The organism is Patiriisocius marinus, from assembly GCF_008974325.1.
GTDB classification, from domain to species: Bacteria; Bacteroidota; Bacteroidia; order Flavobacteriales; family Flavobacteriaceae; genus Patiriisocius; species Patiriisocius marinus.
Genome location: NZ_BKCG01000001.1, coordinates 865,723 through 892,403 on the forward strand (window position 1 = coordinate 865,723; position 26,681 = coordinate 892,403).

Sequence of the window (26,681 nt, forward strand, 5' to 3'; positions counted from 1 at the left end):
TTTGATTATAAGTTAATTAACTATCTTTGCCGCCCATTTTTATGAGTGTTTTTGTTGTTTTTTAATTGTTCCACGTGGAACAATTTTTAAAATCCCTTTTTATGTTTGATAAAGAATATGATGTTATAGTAGTTGGTGGTGGTCATGCAGGTTCTGAAGCAGCAGCAGCAGCAGCTAATTTAGGTTCAAGTACGTTACTTATTACAATGAGTTTGCAAAATATTGCGCAAATGTCTTGTAATCCTGCTATGGGAGGAATAGCGAAAGGGCAAATAGTAAGAGAAATAGATGCTCTTGGTGGTTATAGTGGTATTGTTTCAGACAAAACGGCTATTCAATTTAAAATGTTGAATAAATCAAAAGGACCAGCAATGTGGAGTCCGAGAGTTCAAAGTGATCGAATGAGATTTGCTGAAGAGTGGAGACTTATGTTAGAGGGAACTGAAAATCTAGATTTCTATCAAGAAATGGTTTCAGGACTAATGGTCGAAGGTGATAAAATTGTGGGTGTTAAAACATCACTTGGTGTTGAGGTAAGAGCTAAATCTGTAATTTTAACAAACGGAACATTTTTAAATGGTTTAATTCACATTGGTGAAAAACAATTTGGTGGTGGTAGAGCTGGAGAAAGAGCAGCACATGGAATTACAAAAGAATTAACCGATCTTGGTTTTGAAGCTGGTAGAATGAAAACAGGAACACCTCCTAGAGTTGATGGGAGATCATTAGATTTTTCTAAAATGATAGTTCAACCAGGGGATGAAAAACCTGAGAAATTTAGTTATTTAGATAGTACATCGCCTTTAAAAATTCAGCGTGATTGTCATATGAGTTATACTTCTCTTGAAGTTCATAATTTATTAAGAGAAGGCTTTGATAGATCTCCAATGTTTAATGGATCTATTCAAAGTATTGGCCCACGTTATTGTCCTTCCATAGAAGATAAAATTAATCGTTTTGCAGACAAGGATAGGCATCAATTATTTGTTGAGCCTGAAGGGTGGAATACTGTAGAATATTACGTAAATGGTTTTTCAACTTCGTTGCCTGAAGATATTCAATTTAAAGCTTTACGTCAAGTAGCGGGTTTTGAAAATGTAAAGTTTTTTAGACCTGGTTATGCAATTGAATATGATTATTTCCCACCTACACAATTAAAGCATACATTAGAAACTAAACGTATCAATGGTCTTTATTTTGCAGGTCAAATTAATGGAACTACTGGTTATGAAGAAGCCGCTTCTCAAGGCTTAATGGCTGGAATAAATGCACATTTAAAAGTGCGTGAGGAGGAGCCGTTTATTATAAAAAGAAATGAAGCTTATATCGGTGTTTTGATTGACGATCTCATTACAAAAGGAACTGAAGAACCTTATCGAATGTTTACTTCTAGAGCAGAATATAGAACTCTCTTACGACAAGATAATGCAGATTTTAGATTAACTCCTATGTCAAATACGATTGGTTTGGCATCTGATGATCGTTTAAGAAGAATGGAAAAAAAGAAAGAACAAAGTGTAAATTTTGTAAAATTCTTAAAAGATACTAGTGTCGTTCCGGAAGTTATTAATCCTATTTTAGAGAGTAAAAACTCGGCAGTTGTTAAACAAAGTGACAAGATTTTTAAATCATTCTCGCGTCCTAATATTACAATGGATGATATGGCTACCATTATAGAAGTAGCAGATTATATAGATAAAAATCAACTTGATCACGAAGTGCTTCAGCAAACAGAAATCCAAGTTAAGTACGCTGGTTATATTGCTAAAGAAAAGAATAATGCTGACAAGTTAAACAGATTAGAAGGGATAAAGATACCTACTAACTTCGATTATTCTAAGCTTAAGTCTTTATCATATGAGGCACGCGAAAAACTATCTGCAATTAAACCGGTAACTGTTTCACAGGCTTCTCGAATTAGTGGTGTATCTCCAAATGATATTTCTGTGATGCTTGTTTATATGGGGCGTTAAAAAGTTGTTTCACGTGGAACAATGAATTTCATTTTCGAAACCAAAGATTTAAATTAAATGCTATTAGACGACAAATCATTTAATTGATTTTACAATAGCTAATAAAATTATTCCCTACATTAAAAAATAATTTTGAACACTTCTCTAATTCATAGTAAAACAAAAGATCATTTTAAAACAGGTGAGGAGTTCTCATTGGTTTGGAATACTGATCACGATATGCTGATTACTACACCACAACCTTCAGTAGAAAAATTGTCCTATTATTATGAAAGTGAAAATTACATTTCACATAATGATGATGCGAAAGGTGTCATGGCATTTTTATATAGAACAGTAAAAAGGCGATCATTAAAAAACAAAATTTCATTAATAGAATCTCGTCTAGGTACTAAAGGAAGTTTATTAGATGTTGGAGCTGGTACAGGAGAATTTTGTAAAGTCGCATTTGATAATAATTGGAAAGTTGAAGGAGTAGAGCCGAGTAAAGTGGCATTAAAATTTGCTAATGAAAAAGGTATTAAAATGTATACTTCTATAGAAAATGTAGTTGACAAAAAATACGATGTAATTACATTATGGCATGTGCTAGAACATCTTCCTAATCTTGACGATGTAATCAAAAAGCTCTCAGATTTATTGAAACCCAATGGAGTTTTAATAATAGCTGTTCCCAATTACAATTCATTTGATGCGGGCTATTATAAATCATTCTGGGCAGCATTTGATGTGCCTCGTCATTTATGGCATTTTTCTAAAGAAAGCATTCCTAGGTTATTTAAAGAAAGCTTTAAAGTAGAATCTATTAAACCAATGTGGTTCGATTCTTTTTATGTGAGTTTACTTTCTGAAAAATATAAATCAGGATCTGGCTTTTCAATTAAAGCCTTATTTGTGGGATTAATATCAAATGTTAAGGCAATTTTCACTAAAGAGTATTCATCAGTAGTTTATTGTCTTAGGAAAGGGTGATCTAGCCTTTTAAGAGCTGAAACTAAACCGAAAACCTTTTTATAAGCACTTTGTAGGCAAGTTGCTAAAAGCTCCTTAAATCGCTTAAAAACAGGCCTGTTTTAATAAATAAATATTATTATATTAAAACAACACGATAGAAAAGACTAATACTAAGATTTAGCTTGGATCAATCGAGTAAGTTTAATAGAAAGATCAGTGAAAATAATTTTTCCATTTCCATTTCTAGAAACATGGTAAGTAGCTTCTTCTAAAGCTTCAAAAATCTTCACAATATTATTTTGATGAATAAATGGTGCAAATTTCTCAATAGAGAATCCAGTTGCAGGAGCATCAAAATAAATTAACGAGTCAGCGCTGTAATTTTTTAGCATTGCTTGCCTAAAAGTTGTACTACAATACGCTAAAAATTTCTTTTGTGTTTCACGGTTTTGAGATGCTAAATCAATACTCCATTGTAACAAAGGGTTTATGGCAGCTTTATTACCTTTTGCTTTAAATGCAGTACGTACCCATTCAACAAACCATTTTTCGAATTGTAAATCGTCACCCTCCTCATTTAGGAGTTGGAGCGCTATATTAAGATTTCCGTGTGCTAATTTACTAACTTTTGTTGCTTTTTTAACATCAACATTCTCATTATCGGTTAGATATTTTAATATTTCTGAATCAGGTAAAGCGGGAAATTGTAATTTTTGGCACCTACTCCTAATAGTTCCCAAAATCATTTCTTCTTTTTCAGTGAGCAATAATATAATGGTGTTTTTAGGCGGCTCCTCAATTAGCTTTAATATTTTATTTGATGCTTCCGTATTCATTCTATCTGCCATCCAAACTACCATTACTTGATAACCACCTTCAAATGGTTTATGGATTAACGTTTTTGAAATCTCTTTAGCTTCATCAACACCTATATTTCCTTGTTTTTTATCAATTCCAAGTGCTTCTAACCATTCATATAAAGAACCGTAAGGTTGCGTATTGACAAAACTTCTCCATTCTTCTAAAAAAAAAGAGGAAACAGGATTTTTTTTAACGTTATCTGTGGTATTCATAGGAAATGAAAAGTGCAAATCTGGATGTGCCAGTTTTGTTACTTTTTGAATACAAGCAGCCTCTTCGACACTCCCAGGTTGATATTGACTTGTTAATATTGCTTGTGCATAAGCAATAGCCATTGGTAAAATACCACTTCCAACAGATCCCACAAACAACTGTGCATGTGGTATACGGTTGTTTTCAACACTTTTGAGAAGGTGATTTTTTAAATGCGTTTGTCCTAATACGTCGTTAAAATGCATATGCAAATGTAGCTAAACAATGAGTAAATTCAAGCTAAGATATGGTTCTCTATCTCAACCTAAAACTACTATATTTGTTATCTTAATTTTACTTTTATGAAAACACTTTCCGACTTTAACTTTCAGAATAAAAAAGCATTAATCCGTGTAGACTTCAATGTGCCATTAGATGACAATCTAGAAGTTACCGATGCAACTAGAATTGAGGCTGCAAAGCCAACTATAATGAAGGTTCTTGAAGATGGAGGCTCTTGTATTTTAATGTCACACTTAGGAAGACCAAAAAATCACGAAGCTGAATTCTCACTTAAAAATATTGTGAGTAAGGCTACTTCCATTTTAGGAATTCAAGTAAAATTTGTGGAAGATTGTGTAGGACCTTTAGCCGAAGAAGCCGCTGCCAATCTAAAATTTGGCGAAGTATTACTTTTAGAAAACTTACGTTACCACGCAGAAGAAACAGAAGGGAACAGAGAATTTGCTAAAAACTTAGCAAAACTTGGTGATATATATGTTAATGATGCCTTTGGTACAGCACATAGGGCACACGCTTCAACAGCAATTATTGCTGATTATTTTGAAGGTGCAAAATGCTTCGGAAACTTATTAGCTTCGGAAATTTTAAATGTTAAAAAAGTACTAGATGATAATGAAAAACCAGTTACAGCTATTATAGGTGGCGCTAAGGTTTCATCTAAAATTAGTGTAATTGAAAACATTCTTGACAAAGTGGACAACCTTATCATTGGCGGTGGAATGGCTTTCACATTTATCAAAGCACAAGGAGGAAAAATTGGGGGTTCGCTTGTTGAAGATGATAAACAAGATTTGGCATTAGAAATTTTAGCTGCTGCTAAAGCTAAAAATGTGCAAATATATTTACCTGTAGACGCAATTATTGCTAATAGCTTTTCAGAATTAGCAAGCACTGAAATTAGTCCAATTGATTCGATATCGGATGGATGGATGGGTCTTGATGCAGGACCAAAAACAAACGAAATTTTTGCTGAAGTTATTAAAAACTCTAAAACTATTCTATGGAATGGTCCAGTAGGGGTTTTTGAAATGGAACCTTTTGCTACAGGAACGAAATCACTAGGAAATGCAATTGCTGAAGCAACTAAAAATGGCGCTTTTTCTTTAGTAGGTGGAGGTGATTCTGTTGCTGCAGTTAAACAGTTTAATTTAGGTAAAAAAGTGAGCTATGTTTCAACTGGTGGTGGAGCGATGCTCGAAATGCTTGAAGGTAAAGAACTTCCTGGAGTAGCTGCTATTTTAGCATAATATCACTAATTAAGTGCCTAGCAATTAGTGTTTTAACTTAGTGTATTTTAAGTGTTAAAATTTCGGCGTAGCCATCAACTTTTATTTTGCTGGATTATCAATTAGTATTACTTGGTTAAAATTTTAGACACAAGCTGTCGTTTATAAATATATGAAGTATTTTTTTACAGTATTATTTAGTTCATTTTCACTGCTTTCGTGGTGCCAAAATGATAGTATTATTTCAACCAATCAACAGGAAGTAAAACCTGTTACTACAACTACTCAATCTCAAATTGTAAAAATTGATTCGCTTAAAACGACTCATATAAAGGTTGTAGATTCTATTAAAGTTACTGGAATTAGTCAGGATTTACCTTCTACAGTTGTAGCTACTCAAATAAAAGACACAACAGTTATTTTACTTGAAGATATGGCTGCGGCTAGAAAATATGATAGTTTATGGCTACAGGAATTATATAATGCTCCTCGTTTTGAAGAGATTTATGGAAGCGTTACTAACATGACGTATGAACCTGTTGATTATCAAGAATTACCAACCGAACTGCTAAAACAACGCCTTGCAGAAATAAATTCACGCACACCTTTTAATGTAGAATATAACCCAGCGCTAGAAAGTGTAATTAAAAATTACCTTAAAAATAGACGTCGCACAATGGGGAGGCTTATAGGTACTAGTGATTACTATTTTCCAATGTTTGAAGAGGCGTTAGCTAAATATAATATTCCTTTAGAAATAAAATACCTTGCTATAGTAGAATCTGCCTTACGCCCTACGGCTGAGTCTCGTGTGGGAGCAACGGGATTGTGGCAATTTATGTTTAGTACTGGTAAAATGTTTGGTTTAGATGTAAACTCGTATGTTGACGATAGAACGGACCCAATAAAAGCAACGGAAGCAGCTTGTAAATATTTACAATCATTATATAATAGTTTAGGAGATTGGGATCTTGCTTTGGCTGCATACAATTCTGGGCCAGGAAATGTGTCAAAAGCGATTAGACGCTCCGGAGGATATAAAAACTATTGGAATATTAGGTCGCACCTTCCACGTGAAACAGCAGGATATCTGCCTGCTTTTTTAGCAACAATGTACATATTTGAATATGCTGAAGAGCACGGTTTTAAAAGTGAAGGACCACGCATTCCTTATATTGCAACAGATACAATTCATGTCAAAAAGCAAATAGCTTTAGATCATGTTGCTGCAGTGACTTCAATGGATTTAACCGAAATAGAATTTTTAAACCCACAATATAGGTTAGGGATTATTCCAGTAGTCAAAGATGAAATTTATTCGCTTCGACTTCCTGTAGATATGATTGGAAAATTTGTTGCGAATGAAGATGCCATTTATGCGTACGCAGCAAACGAATTTAATAAAAGAGAAAAGCCACTTCCAGAAGTTTTAAGACAGGACAGTAAAACTAGATATAAGGTGCGTAATGGAGATTATCTTGGGAAAATTGCGAATAAATTCGGCGTAAGAGTAAGCGAAATAAAGCGATGGAACGGACTTAAAAGCAACAACCTAAAGATTGGGCAAAGATTAACTATACACCCTCGAAAACCGTCCGCAACAACGTCTAAAACAGAAAAAGTACGTAACGTAACAACAGATCCTAATGCAAAATCATATATTGTGCAAAATGGAGATTCTTTATGGACTATTGCACAAAAGCATCCAGGAGTTACTGTAGAGAATATTAAAAAGTGGAACGATCTTAGTGGTACAAAACTAAAGGTAGGAATGGAATTAAAAATTCTTTAATACATAAATGACAATTTTATGAAAGCAGTTTATATAGCAATAGTTTCATTAATAGTACTTGTTTCTTGTGGTGATAATTCAGACTCTAAAACTAAGTACAAGCAGGAGTCCCTCGGAAATATTAACACATTACAAATTGTTACTACAAACGAATTGTGGAATGATAGTGTAGGAGAGGTAATTAGAGAACGATTTGCAGCTCCCACTCCAGGATTACCGCAAGACGAACCGTTATTTTCAATGAATCAAATGCCACCAGATGCTTATAGTGGTTTTGCAAGAAAATATCGTTTATTTATAAAGGCTACAATAGCAGACAAGGATACAATTGCTATAAGAAAAAACCCTTATGCAAAACCACAAGTAGGAGCTTTTATTACTGCAAAAACACCAGAAGGTTTGGTGAAAATAATTCGTGAAAATAGCGACAGAATTATTAAAGCATTTAAAAATAGCGAAATAGTAGAGCGTCAACGACGCACTAAAATTTCAAAAATGCGATTAGACTCGTTACCAACAGATTTTGGTTTAAGTCTAGAAATTCCTTCGGCATATAGAATGTATAAATCTACAAAGGAATTTTACTGGATGCAGAAAGATCTAGAAGCTGGAAGCACTAATATAATTGTGTATGAGGTGCCATTATCTGCTATAAAACAAGATAGCACTGCAATTGCATCTATTATTCAAATAAGAGACTTAGTAGGGGAGCGTGAAATGCCTGTAGAAGACGATGGTATTTTTATGACAGAAGAGGCATATGCACCATATATTTTCGATAGTGAAATAGACGGACATTTTGCCTATGAAACGAAAGGGACGTGGGAAGTAAAAGATAAGTGGATGGCCGGACCTTTTGTAAACTACGCAATAAAAGATGAAGCAAATGATCGTTGGTTAATGATTGAAGGATTTACACATGCACCTTCAGTTCGTAAAAGAGATTTGCAATTTGAGTTAGAATCGATATTAAAATCTGCCAAATTGAAATAATAGCTTACCAAATTAAAAAGAAAAGCCCCAAGAAATAACAATTTCTTGGGGCTTTTTATATAGAATAAAATCTATCTATTTTTCAATTTTGGATTCGTCCTCATCTTTAGAGGCATCTTTAAATTCCTTGATTCCGCTACCTAGACCGCGCATTAATTCAGGTATTTTTCTACCTCCAAATAATAATAAAACGACCACCGCAATTAAAGCGATTTGAGGCCAACCTATCACTAAGAACATTGTTAAAGCTTCCATGTTAAATAATTTAGTTAAGCAAAGGTAACAAGAAAAACGCACATACAACGTTTTGATTTAAGATAAGCGTGCATCACCGTACTAAAGTTTTATATTTGTGATGGACACAAGAGTACTATGGAACAAAAAGAAAAACGATCTAAAAAAATCAAGAAAAAACTCTTGCATAAGTATCGCCTAGTGGTACTTAATGAAGAAACTTTCGAGGAGCGGTTCTCATTTAAATTGAATCGTTTAAATGTATTTGTGTTTACAGTGTTATTATCTCTTTTTTTAATTGGGATAACAACACTAATTATCGCCTTTACACCGCTTAGAGAATATATTCCAGGCTATTCTTCCACAAAACTTAAAAAGAAAGCGACTGAACTTTCTTTTAAAACCGATTCATTACAACAAATTATCAATATTAATGATCAATATCTAAATAGTGTTAGAAAAGTATTATCAGGCGATATTAAGTCGGTAGATTTCAATAAAGATTCTATTATTGAAGCGGCAAAATTTGAAGCATCACAAGTTAATTTACAAGCCTCAAAAGAAGATTCTTTATTACGAGAAAAAGTAGCAAGAGAAGATAAATACAATCCGCTTTTAGGAGAAGAAACACTTGGACTTGTCTTTTTTGCTCCTGTTAAAGGTACCGTTTCTGAAAAATATAATGCTCAAAATAAGCATTATGCTATTGACGTGGTGACCGTTAAAGATGCTCCTGTAAAAGCAGCAGCAAATGGTACTGTTGTTTTTGCTGGATGGACTTCAAACACTGGAAATGTTATTATTTTAAAACATTCTAATAATACATTGACCGTTTACAAGCATAATGCTTCATTAAGTAAACAACAAGGAGAAATTGTAAAAGGAGGTGAAGTAATTGCAACGGTAGGTAACACGGGCGACTTGACTACAGGACCACATTTACATTTCGAATTATGGCGAAATGGGCACCCTGTAAACCCTACAGATTTTATTGATTTTGATTAATACTGAAGTTTAAACTATGTCTATAAAAGCTTTTGGCGCTAAAATTTTTGCTCAATTTGTCATAAATAGGCAAAATAGATGGGCTGCTACTCCAATTAAAACACAGAAGAAGGTTTTTAATCAATTAATTGATAAAGCAAAAAATACAGCCTTCGGAAATGATCATAATTTTTCTAAAATTACATCTCATCAAGATTTTGTGAACCATGTTCCTATTAGGGATTATGAGGCGTTAAAAAACTATGTGGACAGAGTAGTTTCTGGAGAGCCAGATGTTTTATGGCCCGGAAAACCATTGTATTTTGCAAAAACATCAGGGACAACATCTGGCGCTAAGTATATTCCATTAACAAAAGAGTCTATGCCTACGCACATTAAAGCTGCGCGAAATGCTATTTTATCCTACATCAACGAAACTGGCAACACAAAATTTGTAGATGGTAAAATGATTTTTCTACAAGGTAGCCCAGAGATGACAGAAAAAAATGGGATAGGTTTAGGTAGACTTTCAGGTATTGTAGCGCATTATGTTCCTGCATATTTACAAAAAAACAGACTTCCATCTTTAGAAACCAATTGTATTGATGATTGGGAAACAAAAGTCGCAGCAATTGTAACAGAAACTAAAGATCAAGATATGACTGTTATTAGCGGAATTCCACCGTGGGTACAGATGTATTTTGAAAGATTAACCGAAACTACAGGAAAAAAAATAGGTGATTTATTTAAAAACTTTGACTTATTTATTTACGGAGGTGTTAATTACGAACCCTATCGTGCAAAATTTGAACAATTAATAGGTAGAAAGGTTGATAGTATAGAATTATTTCCAGCAAGTGAGGGCTTTTTTGCTTTTCAAGACAGTCAAAAAGCGGAAGGAATGTTACTACAATTAGACAGCGGAATCTTCTATGAATTTATAGAAGCAGATCAGTTTTTTTCTGAAACGCCAACAAGATTAACCATTGGTGAAGTTAAAAAAGGAGTGAATTATGTCATGATAATTTCAACCTCTGCTGGATTGTGGGGTTATAACATTGGTGATACGGTGCAATTTACTTCAACTGCGCCTTATCGTGTTGTAGTTTCTGGAAGGATTAAACATTTTATTTCAGCGTTTGGCGAACACGTTATTGGTAAAGAAGTAGAAACCGCAATGTTAGAAGCTATTGAGGCACATGGTTTTAGTATTTCAGAATTTACAGTGGCGCCTCAAACAAATCCTAAAGAAGGAGCGTTAGCATATCACGAATGGTTTGTCGAGTTTGAAAATACTCCAAAAAATTTAACTTCGATTGCTAAAAGTATTGACGTTTCGCTCCAAAAACAAAACAGTTATTACAAAGATTTAATTGATGGAAATATGTTGCAAGCACTTAAAATTTCGGCTTTGCCTAAGGATGCTTTTCAGCAATATATGAAGTCACAAGGAAAACTAGGAGGGCAAAATAAAGTGCCCCGTTTATCTAATGATCGCAAGATTGCAGATGCATTAACTTCAATTATTTCTAATGCGAAATAATACGAAATAGCTATAACTGTAATAAAACGTGTATCTTTGCCGAGAAATCTACATGACAAAACTCAAAGCACATACCCGTTCTAGGGCACAAGAGAGTACAGGCGCGATTGAAAGACTTTACATTACTATGCGTCACCTCTTTAATAGAGGATTTTACAAACCAATGGGCGTTTCTGGTGAATCCTTACGCGATTCCCTTCTAACATTAAGACCTGAAATTTATGGTTCTATCGCAGAAGATAAGATAGAATTACAAGGCTTATTATATGTTATTGACAGACTTCCAATTGGGATTGAAGAATGCCGTTTTATCAATTTAACTAGTGATGAAGGGTATAAAAATTCTCATTTCGAACCTATTATTCCACCTAAACGTCGCCGTAATTGCTACCGTATTGACGATGAGCAAATGAACATTGAGGTAACTCGTGGGCGAAGTGAAATTTACGATATTCTTACACACCTAACTTTTCTTTATATAGAATCGCATAAAATTATGCGTGCTATTTTAATTAATGAAGAAGGCGGTGTTATTAGAGATTGGAAAAAATTAGAGATAGCCGTAAACAAAAAAGGAAAGCTAACGCAGGAAGAAAAAGAGATAGCATTAACACATACTGCTAACTTTTTAGGTAGAACGTTTGAAGAAGTGCTTTCAGTTTATGATGCTTTTAGTTGTGCAGAAAACGAGCACCGTTTTTTAAATATTATCTATTATTTAGGAAAACTAGCTATTGATGAAGTTGTACGTGATGATAAACGAATTATCACATTTAGTCCTGTATTGCGAGAGCGTTTAGGACACCATATTCATGGAGAACGTTGGGCGATGAACATCAAGCAGCTTCTAGATGAAAAAGGCTTAATACAGCGCCCTATTCACATTATAAGTGCAAATATGCATAGCGTAATGAATAGTTTATTTGCTGAAAGAGCTTTACCGGTAATTTCTAAAAAGAATTCTCAAATGCAATTGTTTGAGCTATTGAGTAGTTCAGGGAGTTCTAAAGAGCGTGAAAAAACAATGAAGTTAGCCCTTAAAGAGGGAATGACGTATATTAAAGACGAAAGCGGTACCAATATAGACGTTCAGGTTTTTGATACAGCAAAGCTGAAATCACTACCATACGGTCTTGAATCTACCATCGAAAACGAAGAAGATACGCCAGTAATTGTCGTTATGGATTATGCGTTTGGAGAGCAAGCGTATGAAACTATGGACGAGTTATTGAAACCTTATGTGAAAGATAATGTGACCCAATTTTTGAATATTGTATCTATTGGAATTATGGGTAAAGCTGGAATTCTTGAAGGAGGAAAAGGTGATATTATGATACCATCGGCACATGTTTTTGAAGGAACAGCAGATAATTACCCATTTAAAAACAAGTTAAAAGCATCAGATTTTAAAGATGATGACGTAGCAGTTTTTAAAGGATCTATGATAAGTGTGCTTGGAACATCATTACAAAATAGAGATGTATTGAAGTTTTTTTATAACTCTACTTGGAATGTAATTGGTCTTGAAATGGAGGGTGCACATTACCAAAAAGCCATACAAGCAGCATCAAGAATACGAGGTAGTATTAGCAAAAATGTAAAGGTAATGTACGCGTATTATGCAAGTGATAATCCTTTAGAAACTGGAAGCACTTTAGCATCTGGTGGATTAGGAACAACAGGGGTAAAACCTACCTACGTTATCACCGAAAAAATGTTAAAACATATTTTAGATTAGTCTAAAATCTGTTTTAGAAAAGCAACAAAATGCTATAAATAGGCGGCTCATTTGATTTTCGATGTGTTTTCTAAGAAAAGAGTTTTAATGCTGTCAAAAATAAAGTTGTAGTACTATGTACTGTAAATTTTGCTCAATTAAACCAATAAAGTAATTAGACTAACGTGAAAATAGAACAAACACTTTTATCTGGATGCTTTGTCATCACACCTAAAACTTTTGAAGATTCAAGAGGAGTTTTTAGCGAAACATTCAACAGTAAAACGTTTGAAGAAGTAACTGGAATTTCGCAAGATTTTGTTCAGGACAATCAATCAATTTCTCGTTACGGAGTGGTAAGAGGACTTCACTTTCAACGCGGTTCCCTGGCGCAAGCAAAATTGGTTCGCGTAGTAAAAGGTCGAGTTCAAGATATTGTTGTTGATGTTAGAGAAGGTTCTGAAACTTTTGGAAAATCATTTTCAATAGAACTTAGTGCAGCAAATGGAAAACAATTATATGTTCCTCGAGGATTTGCACATGGATTTTCAGTGTTAGAAGAGGGAAGTATTTTTGCTTACAAATGTGATAACTTTTACGATAAAGAATCTGAAAGCGGAATTATCTTTAATGATTCAGATCTAAATTTGGATTGGAGATTACCTAAAAATGACATGATAATTTCAGAAAAAGATCTTGAGTTACCGTTATTTAAAAATGCCCTACTATAATGCGAATTCTTGTTACTGGAGCACATGGTCAACTAGCAAAATGTATAAAAGATGCTAGTATTAAGCACACCTCTTTAGCGTGCACTTTTGTTTCAAGAGAGCAATTAGACATTAGCAATAATGATGCGGTTGCTTTATATTTCAGAAATCATTCGTTTGACTATTGTATCAATACAGCAGCATATACCAATGTTGAAAAAGCAGAATCAGATAAAGAAAACGCATATTTAATTAATAGCGAAGGAGTAAAAAACCTAGCAATACAATGTGAGGAGCATAATGTTGTTTTACTTCATGTGTCAACAGATTATGTTTTTGATGGTACGCAAACAGTACCGTATAAAGAGACTGATAACACCGGACCTATAAATGTTTATGGTGCGTCTAAATTAGCTGGAGAACAGCATGTTTCGGCTTTATGCCAAAAACATTTTATTGTAAGAACTTCGTGGTTGTATTCGCAATATGGGCACAATTTTTATACCTCAATGCTTTCACACTTTAAAAAGGGTACTGCGTTAAAAATTACAACAGAGCAAACAGGAACTCCCACAAATGCTCAGGATTTAGCTGTTGTACTACTCACTATTATTTTAAGTGAGGTTTACCAATATGGCGTGTATCATTATAGCAACGATGGCGAAGCAACTTGGTATGATTTTGCTTCGGAAATTTTAAAAAATGCAGGGCAAATACCACAAGCAAATCTTGGTAGTACCAATCATTATTCTACTTTTGCCCGAAGACCCGAACGCAGCATTTTAAATACTAAAAAAGTAAAGGAGACGTTTAGTATTGTTATTCCGCTTTGGAATGAGCGTTTAAAGGGTTTTATGGAAGATGTGTACACGCAACCTTAGGGTTATTTTTACATCTTTTAAAAGATTAATTTATTATAAAATTTACGTCATTAAGGATTATATGAATACAGAACAACAAACTACAGCTGCTGAGGAGATTGATTTAGGCTATTTCTTTAAACAAATTTCAAACTTTTTTAGAGGTTTTGCGCGTCTATTATTTATGATGTTTGATTTCTTTAAAAGAAACATTCTTTGGATTTCATTATTGATAATCGCTGGAGTTGTATTAGGCTATTTTGCGGAAAGAAATTCAGCAACAATGTATCAAAACAAGTTGTTAGTTGTTCCTAACTTCGAAAGTACAGATTACTTGTATGATAAAGTTGACGAAATAAACTTAAAAAGAAAGCAAGGGGATTCTGTGTTTATTAAACAATTTACAGGAGAAAACTGGAAACGATTTAATACTATTGAAATAGAAGCGCTACCAGATATTTACAATTTTGTAACTCAATCTAGAGAGCAACTTGATGCATTCAGAATTTTATTTGAGAACCAAGAACTTTCTGAGTTTTTGGAAGACAACACTACAAGCAGATCATTTAAATACCATCGTTTAAACTTTTATGTTGCTGGTGAAGATGCTCCTGTAGTTGTGAATAAAATTATGGAGTACCTTAATCAAAATGAATTCTACAAAGGATACCAAGACATCTATCAGAAAAATATGGCTTTGCGTATTGATAAAGCAATGAAAACAGCTAATAATATTGAAAATATTATGGTTGCTTTAAGTTATGTTCCAGAAGAAAAGGATGGTGTGTTATCACTTACAGCTAACAGCAACAGTGATATGTTTGAGCTTTCAGACTATCAAGAGGTATTGCTTGCTAAAAAGTTAGAACTTGAAAAAATGCAGCACGATCAAGACCAAATTATTAAAGTGGCAAGTGCAAATTATAAAATTGTAGATAAAGGGATTTTTGGATTTAGTAAAAAAATCAAATTTCCAATTTATTTAGTGCTATTATTCTCATCTGTATTTTTCATTTTGTATTTGTTTAGAACGTTAAAGCAATTTTCTCAAGACAACGAGTAGTACTAAATAGCGAACAATTTGGGACAAACAGGAATAATAATACAAGCAAGAATGGGAGCTACAAGGCTTCCTAATAAAATGATGCTTCCTTTTTACGAGAATGAAGGTATTTTCGAATTGTTAGTTTCTCGTTTGTTGAGTGCAGGCTTACAAATGCCTATTATAGTAGCAACCACTAATAGCGAACAAGATAATGTACTTGCAACGGTAGCAAATGATAGAGGGCTTTCAGTCTATAGAGGTAGTGAACATAATGTGTTAGAACGCTTTATCAACGCTGCTAAACAATTTTCTGTAGACAGAATTATCAGGATATGTGCAGATAATCCGTTGCTTGATATTTCGGCATTACAACATCAAATAACAGCTTTTAATAACAGTGATGTAGATTACTGGTGTTATTGTACTTCTGAAAGTTTACCAAGCATTAAAACGAGTTATGGTTTTTATACGGAAGGAGTAACGCTAGATGCATTAGAAAAAGTAGCTGAAATGACTACTGAAAAATTATATATAGAACACGTTACAAACTATATATATACTCACGATACTAACTTTACAATACATAAAGAAGAGATTCCAAAAACAGTATCAACAAATAAATCAATACGCTTAACGATAGATACACCAAAAGATCACGAGTTGATTAAAAATATCTATACTAAGCTTATTGAAGAACATATAGTTTTAGAACAAGAGCACATTGTCGCATTTATTGAAAAACACCCAAAGTGGATGGAAGCAATGACTACCGAAATGCGCAATAACATTAAATAAAGAATGAAAGATACATACATAATAGGGGAGATAGGGCAAAACCATAACGGTTCAGTAGATATAGCAAAGTTGATTACCGAACTAGCGGCGAAACCTGTTAAAGAAGGACTTTTTGATTTAGATCTAAAACCAATGGACGCTGTAAAGCTTACCAAACGAGATTTAAATGAAGAACTATCTGCTAGTCAAATGGCAAGTTTGTATGATACTCCTAACTCTTTTGGAAAAACCTATGGTGAACATCGTGCTTTTCTAGAACTAAGTGATGAGGAACATTTTGAAGTGTATAAACACGCAAAAAGTTTTGGCTTAGATTTCGTAGAAACATTATGTAGCCCAGGTTGTCGTTCATTATTAAAATTGTTCTCTCCAGATTTTCTGAAAGTTGCTAGTAGAGATTTGACAAATATTCCATTATTGGAAATGATGGCCGAAACTAAAATTCCAATGATTCTTTCAACAGGAATGGCTAGTACTAAGGAGCTTGACGAAGGATTAGAAGTTATCACAAAACACCACAGCAATATTTCAATATTACACTGTGTTTCGGAATATCCTACCCATCCAGATCACTTAAACTTAAACACTATCAATTATTTATTAAAGCACTATGGACAATATACTATAGGGTTTTCAGACCATACCATTGGTATTTCAGCACCTGTTGTTGCAGTAGGTATGGGAGCAAAAATAATTGAGAAGCATATTACTATTGATAGAAGAATTAAAGGAACAGATCAAGCAGGATCTCTTGGACCAGAAGGTGTAATCCGTATGGTACGCGATATTCGAATTGCAGAAAGATGGATGGGGAAAGAAGAAATGTTTATCGAACCTGGCGTTGAGAAGGCACGTTTTAAACTGGAACGATCTATTGCTAGTAATAAAGATTTAGCTCCAGGACACGTTATTACAGAAAATGATATTCACTTATTAAGCCCAGGCGATGGTGTTAAATGGGTTGATAGAAACACGCTAATTGGTACTACGGTAACGAATGCAGTTCCTAAAAACGAAATTATTTACACTAAAAATGTATCGAATGCCTAAACTTCCTAAGCTTGTATTGACGGATATTGATGGCGTTTGGACTGATGGTGGAATGTATTATGATGCCAATGGTAGTGAACTAAAAAAGTTTAATACCTATGACAGCGCAGGTGTGCTTTTTTGTAGAGCACTCAATATTCCAGTAGGTATTTTAACAGGCGAAATCACCAATATGGTGCAACGTCGTGCCGAAAAACTTAACATAGAATACTTGTTTCAGGGAGCAAAAGATAAAGTCGCTATCGCAACAAAACTGTGCAAAGAGTTAAACATTACCCTGGATGAGGTTGCTTATGTAGGAGATGATTTAAACGATATTCACTTATTAAAAGCCGTAGGCTTTTCAGCAGTTCCTGTTTCTGCACCATCTTACATTCAAGATATTGCAGATGTTGTGTTAACTAAAAAAGGAGGAGAAGGTGTTTTTAGAGAATTTGTAGAGTATATTTTAGAAGAAAACAATGTGTTAGCTAGTACCGTAGCGCAAGTAACTTTAATAGAACAATAATCCTAAAAGGATATTTATAGGAGCACTTATGCAGCGATTACTTAAGGCATTGTCCATAAATAAGCTCAGTTCTTTATTTTTAAGGATGTCAGCAATGGCATCTAAATTTGTAATATTTACAATTCTTTCTAAGTATTTTGATACAGATACCTACGGTGTGTATTCATTGCAAGCTACCACCATTACCATTGCCATATTTATACTAGGATTTGACTTTTACAATTATGCAATTCGCGATATTCTTTTAAACAAAGAACGCACTGCAACTAAGGTTTTGACAGCAATGTCCCTTTATGCAGTATCGTACGTATTATTTGCAGTAATTGGGTATGTATTGTTTAATCAAATTGATTACTTCGCACAATACACGTGGTTGTTAATAGGTATTTGCATTACGGAACATCTCAATCAAGAAATTTACAGACTACTGCTCGCTTTTAAAAAAGTATTAGTGGCTAACATATTGCTTTTCATTAGAGTTGCAGGATGGACGTTGTATGTGCTTTATAAGCTATTGTTAGAAGAAGCTTCATTAGGCATAGCCGAAATATTAATCATTTGGTTATCGTTCAACGCAATGACACTTGTGCTAACGTTAATCATCTTTGCTAAACCTTTGATTACTAATTTAAAAGTAGCTACTTGGGATAAAAGTTGGCTAATAAAAGGACTCAAAGTGAGTGTGATTTTTTATACTGCAACCATATTTTTGAAAATAATTGAATACTCAAATAGATATGTAGTTGAGGCAGTTTTAGATGAAAGTGCGGCAGGAATTTTTTCTTTCTATTCTAATTTTGCAATGGTTGTTACCATTTACGTAAGTACCATTGTGGTATCATATGAGCTTCCAGATTTAATTGAAAGTAGCACAACCGATAACTTTGTAAACAAATTAAAAAGGTACAAGAAGTTATTATTTCTCCATGCGGCAATAGCAAGTGTTGTCGTGGTAATTTGTATGTACCCTATTTTAATTTGGCAAGGCAAAACCGAGTTTATAGCATTATGGCCATTACTTTTATTTTTGTTAGGAGGTGCTTATTTAATGAATGTTTCGTTATTATACCACGCATATTTATACATTAAGCATCGAGAGAAAAAGCTATTAGAAATTGTAATAATTTCAGGAATTATCAATATAATAGCCACGTGGATTTTAACCTATTATTATGGGTTATACGGAGCGGCATCAGCATTTTTAGTAACGGCAATTGTTATTTTTATTTTGAGAAGAAAAGCAGCACCTAAGCAATTAATGGGAATATGAAGCACATTTTTATAGCCATAGGACAGACACATCTCAATAATTTTGAAACATTATTGAATGATAATATCGCGTCTATAGGCGAACGAATTTTAGTTGTAGACAATACCATTATTTATAATGAGGCACTATGGCCAACAGTTATTAAAGCGACAATATCGTTTAATAATACGGCAAGTTCTAGTGTACAACAACTTGTTTCAATTTCTAATAAAGCAAAAGCGTACGCGACCATTATTAAAAGCTTGAAAAAATATAAAAATGAAAGCACCGTTATTTACTTAGCGTATATTGAAGATATACTTAGTAATTATATGTTTTTCAGTTTTAGTGATAAAGCTAAAATAGTCATTGTAGAAGACGGAACACTTAACTATTACAATCATAGTTTAGCGAATGTTTCCGTATTAAAATTTCGGCTAAAACAAACTATTGCAAAGCTTAGAGGGATTCCTTTTAAAAAATACGTGGGGCACTCATCTGGTGCTGGTTATGCCCATGTAATTGCGCAATACCTAACATTTCCAGATCAAGCGTTTGTTGCAGAAAAGGTAAAACAGTTTCCTGTTGAAACAACTTCTGTAGATAATACCGTAGATGAACTGTATATAATTGGACAGGAAGGTTTTTGTAATTTAATAGGCCAGGATGTTTTTATGACGGCTCTTAAGGATTTTTTCGAGATGCTAAAAAAACAACCTTTTTATAACACAATCACAACAATACATTATAAACCTCACCGAAACGGAGTGCGTTTAACGCAAGAGTTTTTGTCGGGTTATTTTCCTGGAAAGAAAGTTCGTTTAGTAACGACTTCGAAAACCGCTGAAGATCTATTTTTTGAAGAATTACCGTGTAGCTTTGTAACAAGTTTTAACTCTAGCACATTAATAAATATTTACGCACGTTTAAGTAAAGAAGATAGGGCGAAAATTGAATTTTCAGTATATCCTATTCAAGACAATGAGTTAATACACGTATTTAAAAAGCTTAATTTTAACTTTATAAAGCCTCTCAACTAACTGTTAATGGGATTATTTGTCAACATATTATTTGCACTGCTATTTGTAGCATTTGTCTTCTATTATTTTAGGCAAAGTTTTACGTTGGCATTTTTATATGGATTGGTTTTTTTTCAAGCCTTTAGTGTAATTCCTTCGCTAATTTATTTAGAACAAGGAGTATACATTAATGAGCAGGGACGTATGAGCTTTTTTACGGGTGCTACTATTTTATGTGTACTCTATTTTATTTTTACGTTCGTGTTAATAGCTATGGCGTTTAAAAGTTTTAATAAACGCTCTTTGCCCGTCTTTAATATTGCATTTAAGGGGCGGAATATAGAAGTACCTCTCATAATAGGTTTAATACTATTTGCGCAAGGAATTCTCCTTATTAACGCGGCACTTTCACCTTTACCTATATTGAATCCAGAAATAACAAGATTTACTTATTGGTCTCATTCACGTTTTCCTTTTTTAAATTCAATTTTTGGAAATACCGCAATTTTCATTCCTTTTGCAATTGGATTACTTTTTTCAAAATATAAAAAATTCTCAATAGTAATGTTACTTGTTTTCTTTGGATACAACTTTGCTATTGGACAAAAATTTTCACCCATTGTACAAGGAACTTTTTCATTTCTTCTACCAATTGTTTTTACGTTTAGAGCAAACATGAAAAAATTCTTGATTAGATCAATTGTACCTTTATTCTTGTTTTCGATTTTAATGGGAGGTGTAATTTATAAAATTACTTATACGAAATACGAAGAAACAAAACCATTTGCTAACATTAAAATCTACGACCCCAATGAAGCAATGCTTTATAGAATTTTTGGACTTCAAGGGCATTTATTATGGGGAGCAACAGATAGATTCGTAGTTCATAATGAAGAACCAAAATCATTTAATCCAGCAGATCTACTTTACGGAATGCCAATAATGATGGAAGAGTTTGCTGCAGATAAAAAAATGGTGCTTACAGCAAACAATACTGGAGGGTACAACTTTACTAATGCATATCCAGGAATATTATTTAAAATTTTCCCAGTGTCATTAGCGCTTGTTTATCACACTATATTGGTTATTGGTTTTCTAGCACTTATGGGATGGGTTCTAAAAGAACTGATGGTAAAGAAGGCCTATTTTTTGTCAATTATAGCGTATCAACTTTTTAATTGGACTATTTATGCCTTTGTAATGGGTTATTTTTACAAATTGTATTTTGCGTTTGGTTTTTTAGCGGTGTATTTTCTTTTTGTTCATTTCAGAAAACCAAAATTAACGTGATTAATCAACTAAATACTAAAGATGATTGGGTGTCTCTTAGCTTTTTAAGTGTCTTTGCAGTGTTGCCATTTCTAGATATTTTAGCGCCTATAGCTTTGGGTTTATGCCTTGTATTGTCATTGGCTTTTAAGCCGAAATTTAATTTTTTTAAAAACATAGCTAAGCAACCTTTACTTGTGTTATTAATAAGTTATTTCATTCTAACCCTTCTAAGCTTGACTTATTCTATAACTATTGATAAAACTGTGGAAAAAATAGGTAAGAATATTGCTTTCTTATTAATTCCGTTGGTTTTTGTTTTGGTGAACCCAGACAACCAGCTAATTAAAAAAGCACAACGTGTATTTGTTTTTGCTTGTACGTTGTTTTGTCTATTCTCACTTACAAAACTTGGTTACAATTATATAATACGTTTCGATGAAAGTCATTGGTATAATTTTATTCAAGAATCCATGTATCACAAATACATGCCAGAAGATGCTATGTACTTAAATACTGCTTTAATTTTTTTGTTATTTGGCACTTTTAAAAAGCATATAAAATTGACAGTTGCTTCACTCTTTTTTGTAATTATTGTGTTGTTTGGAGTGCGATTAGGGTTGTTTATTTATGGTTGTATTGTAGGAGTGTATATGCTTAAAAACATACAATTGTTTTTAAATATTAAAACACTGGTTGTTGCGGTTATAGCAATAGCGGCTATGGTTTCATTACTAAGTATAAACAAATTTGCCCAAGATAAATTTTATGATACTTTAGAAAAAATAGGCTTTGATACAGGCGATAAGGTTTCAAAAATAGGTGCAGAATATCACGATATTAGCTTGAGAGGGAAAGTATGGAGTACCGCTATTAATGTTATAAAAGAAAAACCTATTTTAGGGTATGGAGGAGGTGCTGAAAAAAAGGCATTAAATACGGCTTATGAAATAGCAGGTTACGAGAAAGTAAAAAATTTTCACGCTCACAATCAATTGTTGTCAAGCTCGATTCAATATGGAATGATAGGTGCATTATTACTATTAACAATTTGCTTGGCACTATTTTTTAAAGTTCTAAAAAATAAAAAAACACCACTTATTGTTTTGACACTATTAATGATAGTGTCAATGTTTACCGAGAGTTATTTTGAGTTACAACAAGGTATATTTTACTTTTGTATGTTTGTTTCTCTCGTTTCTGTACATTTAAAAGCTATTGAACAAAGAATATGATATTTAATTCGTTAATCTTTCTATTTGCTTTTTTACCTACAGTTTTAGTGGTTTATTTTTTACTGCCTAAAATTCAGTTAAAAAATATTTTTCTACTGCTAGCATCTTTGTTTTTTTATGCTTGGGGTGAAGCGGTCATTGTGTTGGTAATGGTATTTTCGATTTTGTTTAACTATTTGGTTGGAAATATTATTTTAACCAACAACCAACAACCAACAACCAACAATCAACAATCAACAATCAAAGTTAAGACTTGGCTCAATCCAAAATTAATTTTATTTATAGGTGTTTTATTTAATCTAGCAGTACTTATTTATTATAAATACGCTTATTTTATTGTTGAAAACTTACAAGTATTTGGGTTTAAAGCATCAATTACTGAGGGTTCTATTTTACTTCCTATCGGTATTTCATTCTACACATTTCAAAGTATTTCTTACTTAGTTGATGTTTATAAAAGAATAGTGCCACCACAAAAAAACCTTGTTCATTTGGGACTATACATCTCATTATTTCCACAATTAATTGCAGGTCCTATTGTTCGTTATGAAGATATTTATAAAGAAATATTATATCGAAAAACTACAATTGAAGGGTTTACAAGTGGGATATTAAAATTCACAAGAGGTCTTGCTAAAAAAGTTTTGATTGCGAATAATGTGGCCCTAATAGCAGACAAAGTTTTTGACATTCCCATTACTGAACTTGGTACGTCCATGTCTTGGTTAGGAATATTGTGTTATTCGTTACAAATTTATTTTGATTTTTCTGGTTATTCTGATATGGCTATTGGTTTAGGCAGAATGTTTGGGTTTAATATTAAAGAAAATTTCCAACATCCCTATAGCGCGAAAAACATTAAAGATTTTTGGCGTAGGTGGCATATTTCTTTATCGACTTGGTTTAGAGATTATTTATATATTCCCCTAGGTGGAAGTAGGGGCGGTACATTATTTACCTATAGAAACTTGTTACTTGTGTTTTTTGTAACGGGCTTATGGCACGGTGCTAGTTGGAATTTTATTGTTTGGGGTTTGTTTCACGGATTCTTTTTATTGGTAGAAAAAAACATTTCGATGAAATTGCCGAGAACATTAGCGTGGCTTTCAAACATCTATATGCTAGTAGTGGTTATGGTTGGTTGGGTTTTTTTTAGAGCTGAAAACTTAAACTATGCCGTGGACTATATTGGTAGATTGTTTGTATTTAGTGAAGGAACAAATCTGTATGCGTTATTATATGTTAATAATTTAACGGTTTTAATAATTACTTTAGGAGTGATTTTTTCAGTTCCATTACGAAAATATATCATTAAATATTCGCAAGGTATAAATACAATATTATTTACAAGTATTACTTATGGGGTGCATTTTGTTTTGTTGCTGCTAAGTGTTTTTGAAATAATACAATCTAATTATAACCCTTTTATATATTTTAGATTTTAAGTATATGAAAAAAGCAAAAATTATATTACAAGTGTTTTTTATTGTGGCGTTTGCACTTCTTTTAATAGCGCCATTTATAGGGTTTTTAATTTTACCAGAAGCAAACGTTTCAAACGAAAATAGGAAACTAACAGGATTGCCAGAGCAATCCTTCACAAAAGAATATTTTCAAGACTTTGAATTATACTTTAATGATCGATTTCCGAATAGACAAAAATTTATAGCAAAAAATGCGGAGATAAAAATAAAGTACTTTAAGGTATCGCCATTTCCAGATAAAGTACAAATAGGTAATGATGGTTTTCTTTTTATAAATACAGATGAGGCGTTAAAAAGTTATTCAAGAAGGGATCTACTTACAACTGATGATCTAAATAAATTTGTAGACAAAATTGTAAAAAAAGACAGTCTGCTTAAGGCAAGAGGGATTTCCTATTATTTTGGTTATTTTCCTAACAAGCACAATATTTACATTGAGAAGTTGCCTAAAGCAATGCGGGTTCAAATTAGGGACACTATATCTTTAGCAACACAACTTAAAAAAGGTTTATCTTTAAATGGGTTTACTTTATTTGAACCTTCTGTTTATCCTGAAAGAAAAGAAGCGCTTCGGTATCTTAAATTAGATACACATTGGTCTAACTTGGGTTCATTTCAAGCTTATCAAGATTTTTTTAAAACTTTTACGGAGTTGGATGTAACTCCATATAAATACAATGATTTTAGATGGCGAAATGTTCATCAGCGTTTCGGTGATTTAACAAAATTAGCAGGATTAGATTCAATAGCTGGATATGAAGAGTATAGACCGCTTTCTGATCTAAAATCTCAGTCAAATAAATATGTTTATGATACTTTAGAAAGTTTACCACCAAGAGCTATAAGAACCACCAATAATTCGATTGATGCAAAACAAAAAAAATTACTTGTATTTGGCGACTCTTATAGTAATAATATGATTCCTTTTTATTCACTTCATTTTAAAGAAGTTATTTATTTGAGAGATGAATATAATCAGCAAATGGTTGATTCAATAAAACCTAATATAGTACTTGAGGTTTCAGTTGAGCGATTTTTATATAAGCATATTTAATCAATTAAAATAGCAGCAGTGGTTATACGAGTAGGTAAAATGAAATTGTCTTTAATAAATTCAAAATCATCACCATCACCAGCGTATATACCATATTTACCCTCTACTTTTTGGTGATGTATTGAAATAATATTATTAGATACAATGTTTTGAATATTGTTTTTTTGTTTAGTAGGGCTTTTTTCAATCCTTATTCCGCAATATGTTGATCCATCTTGTACTTCGGGCGCTAAAGTAGACTTTTTAATAAATGCGTGACGGTTAAAGTTATGAATGGTATTGTTTTGAATAGATGAATTTCTAGACTTTTCTATATAAATACCATTAAAGCGTTTATTTGAAATTTGATTATTATTTATTGTTAAGTAATTAGAGTTATTAATATGTATTCCATGTCCACTAGGGAAGGATGTGCTATTATTATATGTCTCAGGGAAAAGTTTGTTACCGTTCCATGTATGTGAACCATCAATAAGGTTGTTAGAAATTGACCCATAATTTCCTGTAGTGGCTTTGATTGCTGTACCCCCAGAAGTTAAAATAGTATTACCGTCAATTTTGGTTCGGTCTAAGCTACCTTCAAAAAAAGTTTTACAATCATCAGCATGATTTGTAGTAATTTCATTATTGTAGCCTCTTACGATATAATTTTCGCCATTTCCATTTGACTCACTAGTGATACCAGTGTCATTCCATATTTTTATGCAGGCTGACCCAATCAATGAAGCGTCTTTACTAGAGCTACCTATTGAGTGAAATCTATTTCTTGTAATAACATGTGATCTTGTTTGTGCATTAACATCATCATTACTATGGTTGGTTATAGGTGTTTTTAAAGGTTTGTCTGCCATTATACCAATATAGCAGGCGGTAAAAGTACAATTAGTTACTTTTAGGTTTGCACCTCTTGTCATAATTGCCATATTAAAATCAACAAACATGCAGTTATTTACACCAGTATCAATGTCTTTAATTACTATTCCGTTTAAATCGAGTATCTCATATTTCAAAGCAAAACCAATAGCACCTGCCCCTTTATTAGTAGAGATATTACCAGTAAAATTAATGTCGGAGATTCTAATACCAGGTCTGCTAATTTTAAATACGCCTTGATTATTTAAAGTAGTTGGCTGTAAATAATTGCTGGGTGTATCAGTACTATAATATTTTCCAAGTCCCGTTATTCTAAGACCTTCAACATCAATATTAACAACTTCGTTTATTCTGTAAAATTTACCTAAAAGACATAAACTACCACCTATGTCTGCTGAATTTATTGCTTTTTGTATAACGATATTGTCATTATATAATGGAGGGCCTACAAGATCCACTACTTGGTAGGTACAAACCCCAAACCATTCGGGATATATTATCTCATTAAATATAGTTATATTATGATTTAAAGGGGCTTGAATAATTTGGTTTATTTTCTTTCAATTTGTCCAAATATTCTAATCACCCTATTACCAATTAAAAGTTTATTACCGTTAATAAACCTTAGAGTAACGAAAGAGGGAAACAAAAAATCGTCGGTATTACTAGAAATAACAACACTCTCATTGAATACTATTGTTCCAGATTGATTCCCCGCTGTTATTAAGTCTTGAATGAAGTTTAGTAAAACAGCTTCA

General features: G+C 32.9%; 23 protein-coding genes. 20 read left to right on the forward strand and 3 right to left on the reverse strand.

Annotation, left to right across the window (positions count from 1 at the left end):
* Nucleotides 1-101 precede the first annotated feature (101 nt).
* A complete protein-coding gene (gene mnmG / locus GBH57_RS03820; RefSeq protein ID WP_151672721.1) occupies nucleotides 102-1,973 on the forward strand; it encodes a tRNA uridine-5-carboxymethylaminomethyl(34) synthesis enzyme MnmG in 1,872 nt (623 codons plus the stop codon).
* 132 nt (nucleotides 1,974-2,105) lie between these two features.
* The gene (locus GBH57_RS03825; protein ID WP_235904636.1) at nucleotides 2,106-2,945 is read left to right on the forward strand and encodes a class I SAM-dependent methyltransferase; all 840 of its coding nucleotides are present in this window, start codon (nucleotides 2,106-2,108) and stop codon (nucleotides 2,943-2,945) included.
* 152 nt (nucleotides 2,946-3,097) lie between these two features.
* Here the strand turns inward: GBH57_RS03825 and GBH57_RS03830 are convergent, their stop codons facing one another.
* Nucleotides 3,098-4,246, reverse strand: coding sequence for a DNA polymerase III subunit (locus GBH57_RS03830; RefSeq protein WP_151672722.1), 1,149 nt, complete (start codon nucleotides 4,244-4,246; stop codon nucleotides 3,098-3,100).
* A 96-nt stretch (nucleotides 4,247-4,342) separates the two neighbouring features.
* Between GBH57_RS03830 and GBH57_RS03835 the strand changes: the two genes are divergently transcribed.
* The 3 genes from GBH57_RS03835 to GBH57_RS03845 all read left to right on the forward strand — a co-directional run bounded on the left by GBH57_RS03835 (nucleotide 4,343) and on the right by GBH57_RS03845 (nucleotide 8,294).
* Nucleotides 4,343-5,530 (forward strand): phosphoglycerate kinase, encoded by a 1,188-nt coding sequence (locus GBH57_RS03835; RefSeq protein WP_151672723.1) that lies wholly within the window; start codon nucleotides 4,343-4,345, stop codon nucleotides 5,528-5,530.
* 151 nt (nucleotides 5,531-5,681) lie between these two features.
* A complete protein-coding gene (locus GBH57_RS03840) occupies nucleotides 5,682-7,301 on the forward strand; it encodes a lytic transglycosylase domain-containing protein (protein WP_151672724.1) in 1,620 nt (539 codons plus the stop codon).
* A gap of 18 nt (nucleotides 7,302-7,319) precedes the next feature.
* Entirely contained in the window at nucleotides 7,320-8,294 is a 975-nt protein-coding gene (locus GBH57_RS03845; RefSeq protein WP_151672725.1) for a DUF4837 family protein, read from the forward strand.
* Between the two features lie 75 nt (nucleotides 8,295-8,369).
* Here GBH57_RS03845 and GBH57_RS03850 read toward each other — a convergent pair whose 3' ends face one another.
* Nucleotides 8,370-8,549 (reverse strand): Sec-independent protein translocase subunit TatA/TatB, encoded by a 180-nt coding sequence (locus GBH57_RS03850; RefSeq protein WP_151672726.1) that lies wholly within the window; start codon nucleotides 8,547-8,549, stop codon nucleotides 8,370-8,372.
* Nucleotides 8,550-8,666: 117 nt separating this feature from the next.
* On the opposite strand from GBH57_RS03850, the gene GBH57_RS03855 reads away from it, so the two are divergent.
* The 15 genes from GBH57_RS03855 (at nucleotide 8,667) to GBH57_RS03925 (ending at nucleotide 25,050) form a co-directional block, all read left to right on the forward strand.
* On the forward strand, nucleotides 8,667-9,533 hold the full coding sequence (locus GBH57_RS03855; protein WP_151672727.1) for a M23 family metallopeptidase: 867 nt from the start codon (nucleotides 8,667-8,669) through the stop codon (nucleotides 9,531-9,533).
* Between the two features lie 16 nt (nucleotides 9,534-9,549).
* Complete coding sequence (locus tag GBH57_RS03860; RefSeq protein WP_151672728.1) at nucleotides 9,550-11,055, forward strand: GH3 auxin-responsive promoter family protein; 1,506 nt, start codon at nucleotides 9,550-9,552, stop codon at nucleotides 11,053-11,055.
* 52 nt (nucleotides 11,056-11,107) lie between these two features.
* A complete protein-coding gene (locus tag GBH57_RS03865) occupies nucleotides 11,108-12,793 on the forward strand; it encodes a DUF6909 family protein (RefSeq protein WP_151672729.1) in 1,686 nt (561 codons plus the stop codon).
* A gap of 164 nt (nucleotides 12,794-12,957) precedes the next feature.
* The gene (gene rfbC, locus GBH57_RS03870) at nucleotides 12,958-13,503 is read left to right on the forward strand and encodes a dTDP-4-dehydrorhamnose 3,5-epimerase (protein ID WP_151672730.1); all 546 of its coding nucleotides are present in this window, start codon (nucleotides 12,958-12,960) and stop codon (nucleotides 13,501-13,503) included.
* Nucleotides 13,503-14,363 (forward strand): dTDP-4-dehydrorhamnose reductase, encoded by an 861-nt coding sequence (rfbD, locus tag GBH57_RS03875; protein ID WP_235904637.1) that lies wholly within the window; start codon nucleotides 13,503-13,505, stop codon nucleotides 14,361-14,363. Before rfbC ends, rfbD begins: the two co-directional genes overlap by 1 nt.
* Before the next feature lie 61 nt (nucleotides 14,364-14,424).
* On the forward strand, nucleotides 14,425-15,405 hold the full coding sequence (locus tag GBH57_RS03880; protein ID WP_151672732.1) for a hypothetical protein: 981 nt from the start codon (nucleotides 14,425-14,427) through the stop codon (nucleotides 15,403-15,405).
* Nucleotides 15,406-15,423: 18 nt separating this feature from the next.
* Nucleotides 15,424-16,182, forward strand: coding sequence for a cytidylyltransferase domain-containing protein (locus GBH57_RS03885; protein WP_151672733.1), 759 nt, complete (start codon nucleotides 15,424-15,426; stop codon nucleotides 16,180-16,182).
* 3 nt (nucleotides 16,183-16,185) lie between these two features.
* On the forward strand, nucleotides 16,186-17,232 hold the full coding sequence (locus GBH57_RS03890) for an N-acetylneuraminate synthase family protein (protein WP_151672734.1): 1,047 nt from the start codon (nucleotides 16,186-16,188) through the stop codon (nucleotides 17,230-17,232).
* Nucleotides 17,225-17,740: a 3-deoxy-D-glycero-D-galacto-nonulopyranosonate 9-phosphatase gene (locus GBH57_RS03895; RefSeq protein ID WP_151672735.1), complete on the forward strand. Its 516-nt coding sequence runs from the start codon at nucleotides 17,225-17,227 to the stop codon at nucleotides 17,738-17,740. The genes GBH57_RS03890 and GBH57_RS03895 overlap by 8 nt, the downstream gene beginning before the upstream one ends.
* Before the next feature lie 28 nt (nucleotides 17,741-17,768).
* Nucleotides 17,769-19,010 (forward strand): lipopolysaccharide biosynthesis protein, encoded by a 1,242-nt coding sequence (locus tag GBH57_RS03900; RefSeq protein ID WP_151672736.1) that lies wholly within the window; start codon nucleotides 17,769-17,771, stop codon nucleotides 19,008-19,010.
* Nucleotides 19,007-20,029, forward strand: coding sequence for a polysialyltransferase family glycosyltransferase (locus GBH57_RS03905; RefSeq protein ID WP_151672737.1), 1,023 nt, complete (start codon nucleotides 19,007-19,009; stop codon nucleotides 20,027-20,029). Before GBH57_RS03900 ends, GBH57_RS03905 begins: the two co-directional genes overlap by 4 nt.
* Before the next feature lie 84 nt (nucleotides 20,030-20,113).
* On the forward strand, nucleotides 20,114-21,298 hold the full coding sequence (locus tag GBH57_RS03910; RefSeq protein ID WP_161596061.1) for a DUF6418 domain-containing protein: 1,185 nt from the start codon (nucleotides 20,114-20,116) through the stop codon (nucleotides 21,296-21,298).
* Complete coding sequence (locus GBH57_RS03915; RefSeq protein ID WP_151672739.1) at nucleotides 21,295-22,512, forward strand: O-antigen ligase family protein; 1,218 nt, start codon at nucleotides 21,295-21,297, stop codon at nucleotides 22,510-22,512. Before GBH57_RS03910 ends, GBH57_RS03915 begins: the two co-directional genes overlap by 4 nt.
* 176 nt (nucleotides 22,513-22,688) lie before the next feature.
* Nucleotides 22,689-23,957, forward strand: coding sequence for an MBOAT family O-acyltransferase (locus GBH57_RS03920; RefSeq protein ID WP_208997612.1), 1,269 nt, complete (start codon nucleotides 22,689-22,691; stop codon nucleotides 23,955-23,957).
* 4 nt (nucleotides 23,958-23,961) lie between these two features.
* Nucleotides 23,962-25,050: an alginate O-acetyltransferase AlgX-related protein gene (locus tag GBH57_RS03925; protein ID WP_151672741.1), complete on the forward strand. Its 1,089-nt coding sequence runs from the start codon at nucleotides 23,962-23,964 to the stop codon at nucleotides 25,048-25,050.
* Here the strand turns inward: GBH57_RS03925 and GBH57_RS03930 are convergent.
* On the reverse strand, nucleotides 25,047-26,381 hold the full coding sequence (locus GBH57_RS03930) for a right-handed parallel beta-helix repeat-containing protein (RefSeq protein ID WP_151672742.1): 1,335 nt from the start codon (nucleotides 26,379-26,381) through the stop codon (nucleotides 25,047-25,049). The two genes, GBH57_RS03925 and GBH57_RS03930, sit on opposite strands and share 4 nt — an antisense overlap.
* Nucleotides 26,382-26,681: the final 300 nt, after the last annotated feature.

Excerpts from the sequence above, each read along its gene's own strand:
- GBH57_RS03830 (WP_151672722.1), bottom strand. The coding sequence starts at position 4,246 with ATGCATTTTAACGACGTATTAGGACAAACGCATTTAAAAAATCACCTT.
- GBH57_RS03850 (WP_151672726.1), bottom strand. The coding sequence starts at position 8,549 with ATGGAAGCTTTAACAATGTTCTTAGTGATAGGTTGGCCTCAAATCGCT.
- GBH57_RS03880 (WP_151672732.1), top strand. The coding sequence starts at position 14,425 with ATGAATACAGAACAACAAACTACAGCTGCTGAGGAGATTGATTTAGGC.
- mnmG (WP_151672721.1), top strand. The coding sequence starts at position 102 with ATGTTTGATAAAGAATATGATGTTATAGTAGTTGGTGGTGGTCATGCA.
- GBH57_RS03845 (WP_151672725.1), top strand. The coding sequence starts at position 7,320 with ATGAAAGCAGTTTATATAGCAATAGTTTCATTAATAGTACTTGTTTCT.
- rfbD (WP_235904637.1), top strand. The coding sequence starts at position 13,503 with ATGCGAATTCTTGTTACTGGAGCACATGGTCAACTAGCAAAATGTATA.
- GBH57_RS03855 (WP_151672727.1), top strand. The coding sequence starts at position 8,667 with ATGGAACAAAAAGAAAAACGATCTAAAAAAATCAAGAAAAAACTCTTG.
- GBH57_RS03895 (WP_151672735.1), top strand. The coding sequence starts at position 17,225 with ATGCCTAAACTTCCTAAGCTTGTATTGACGGATATTGATGGCGTTTGG.
- GBH57_RS03925 (WP_151672741.1), top strand. The coding sequence starts at position 23,962 with ATGAAAAAAGCAAAAATTATATTACAAGTGTTTTTTATTGTGGCGTTT.
- GBH57_RS03905 (WP_151672737.1), top strand. The coding sequence starts at position 19,007 with ATGAAGCACATTTTTATAGCCATAGGACAGACACATCTCAATAATTTT.
- GBH57_RS03900 (WP_151672736.1), top strand. The coding sequence starts at position 17,769 with ATGCAGCGATTACTTAAGGCATTGTCCATAAATAAGCTCAGTTCTTTA.
- GBH57_RS03860 (WP_151672728.1), top strand. The coding sequence starts at position 9,550 with ATGTCTATAAAAGCTTTTGGCGCTAAAATTTTTGCTCAATTTGTCATA.
- GBH57_RS03890 (WP_151672734.1), top strand. The coding sequence starts at position 16,186 with ATGAAAGATACATACATAATAGGGGAGATAGGGCAAAACCATAACGGT.
- GBH57_RS03835 (WP_151672723.1), top strand. The coding sequence starts at position 4,343 with ATGAAAACACTTTCCGACTTTAACTTTCAGAATAAAAAAGCATTAATC.
- GBH57_RS03865 (WP_151672729.1), top strand. The coding sequence starts at position 11,108 with ATGACAAAACTCAAAGCACATACCCGTTCTAGGGCACAAGAGAGTACA.
- GBH57_RS03840 (WP_151672724.1), top strand. The coding sequence starts at position 5,682 with ATGAAGTATTTTTTTACAGTATTATTTAGTTCATTTTCACTGCTTTCG.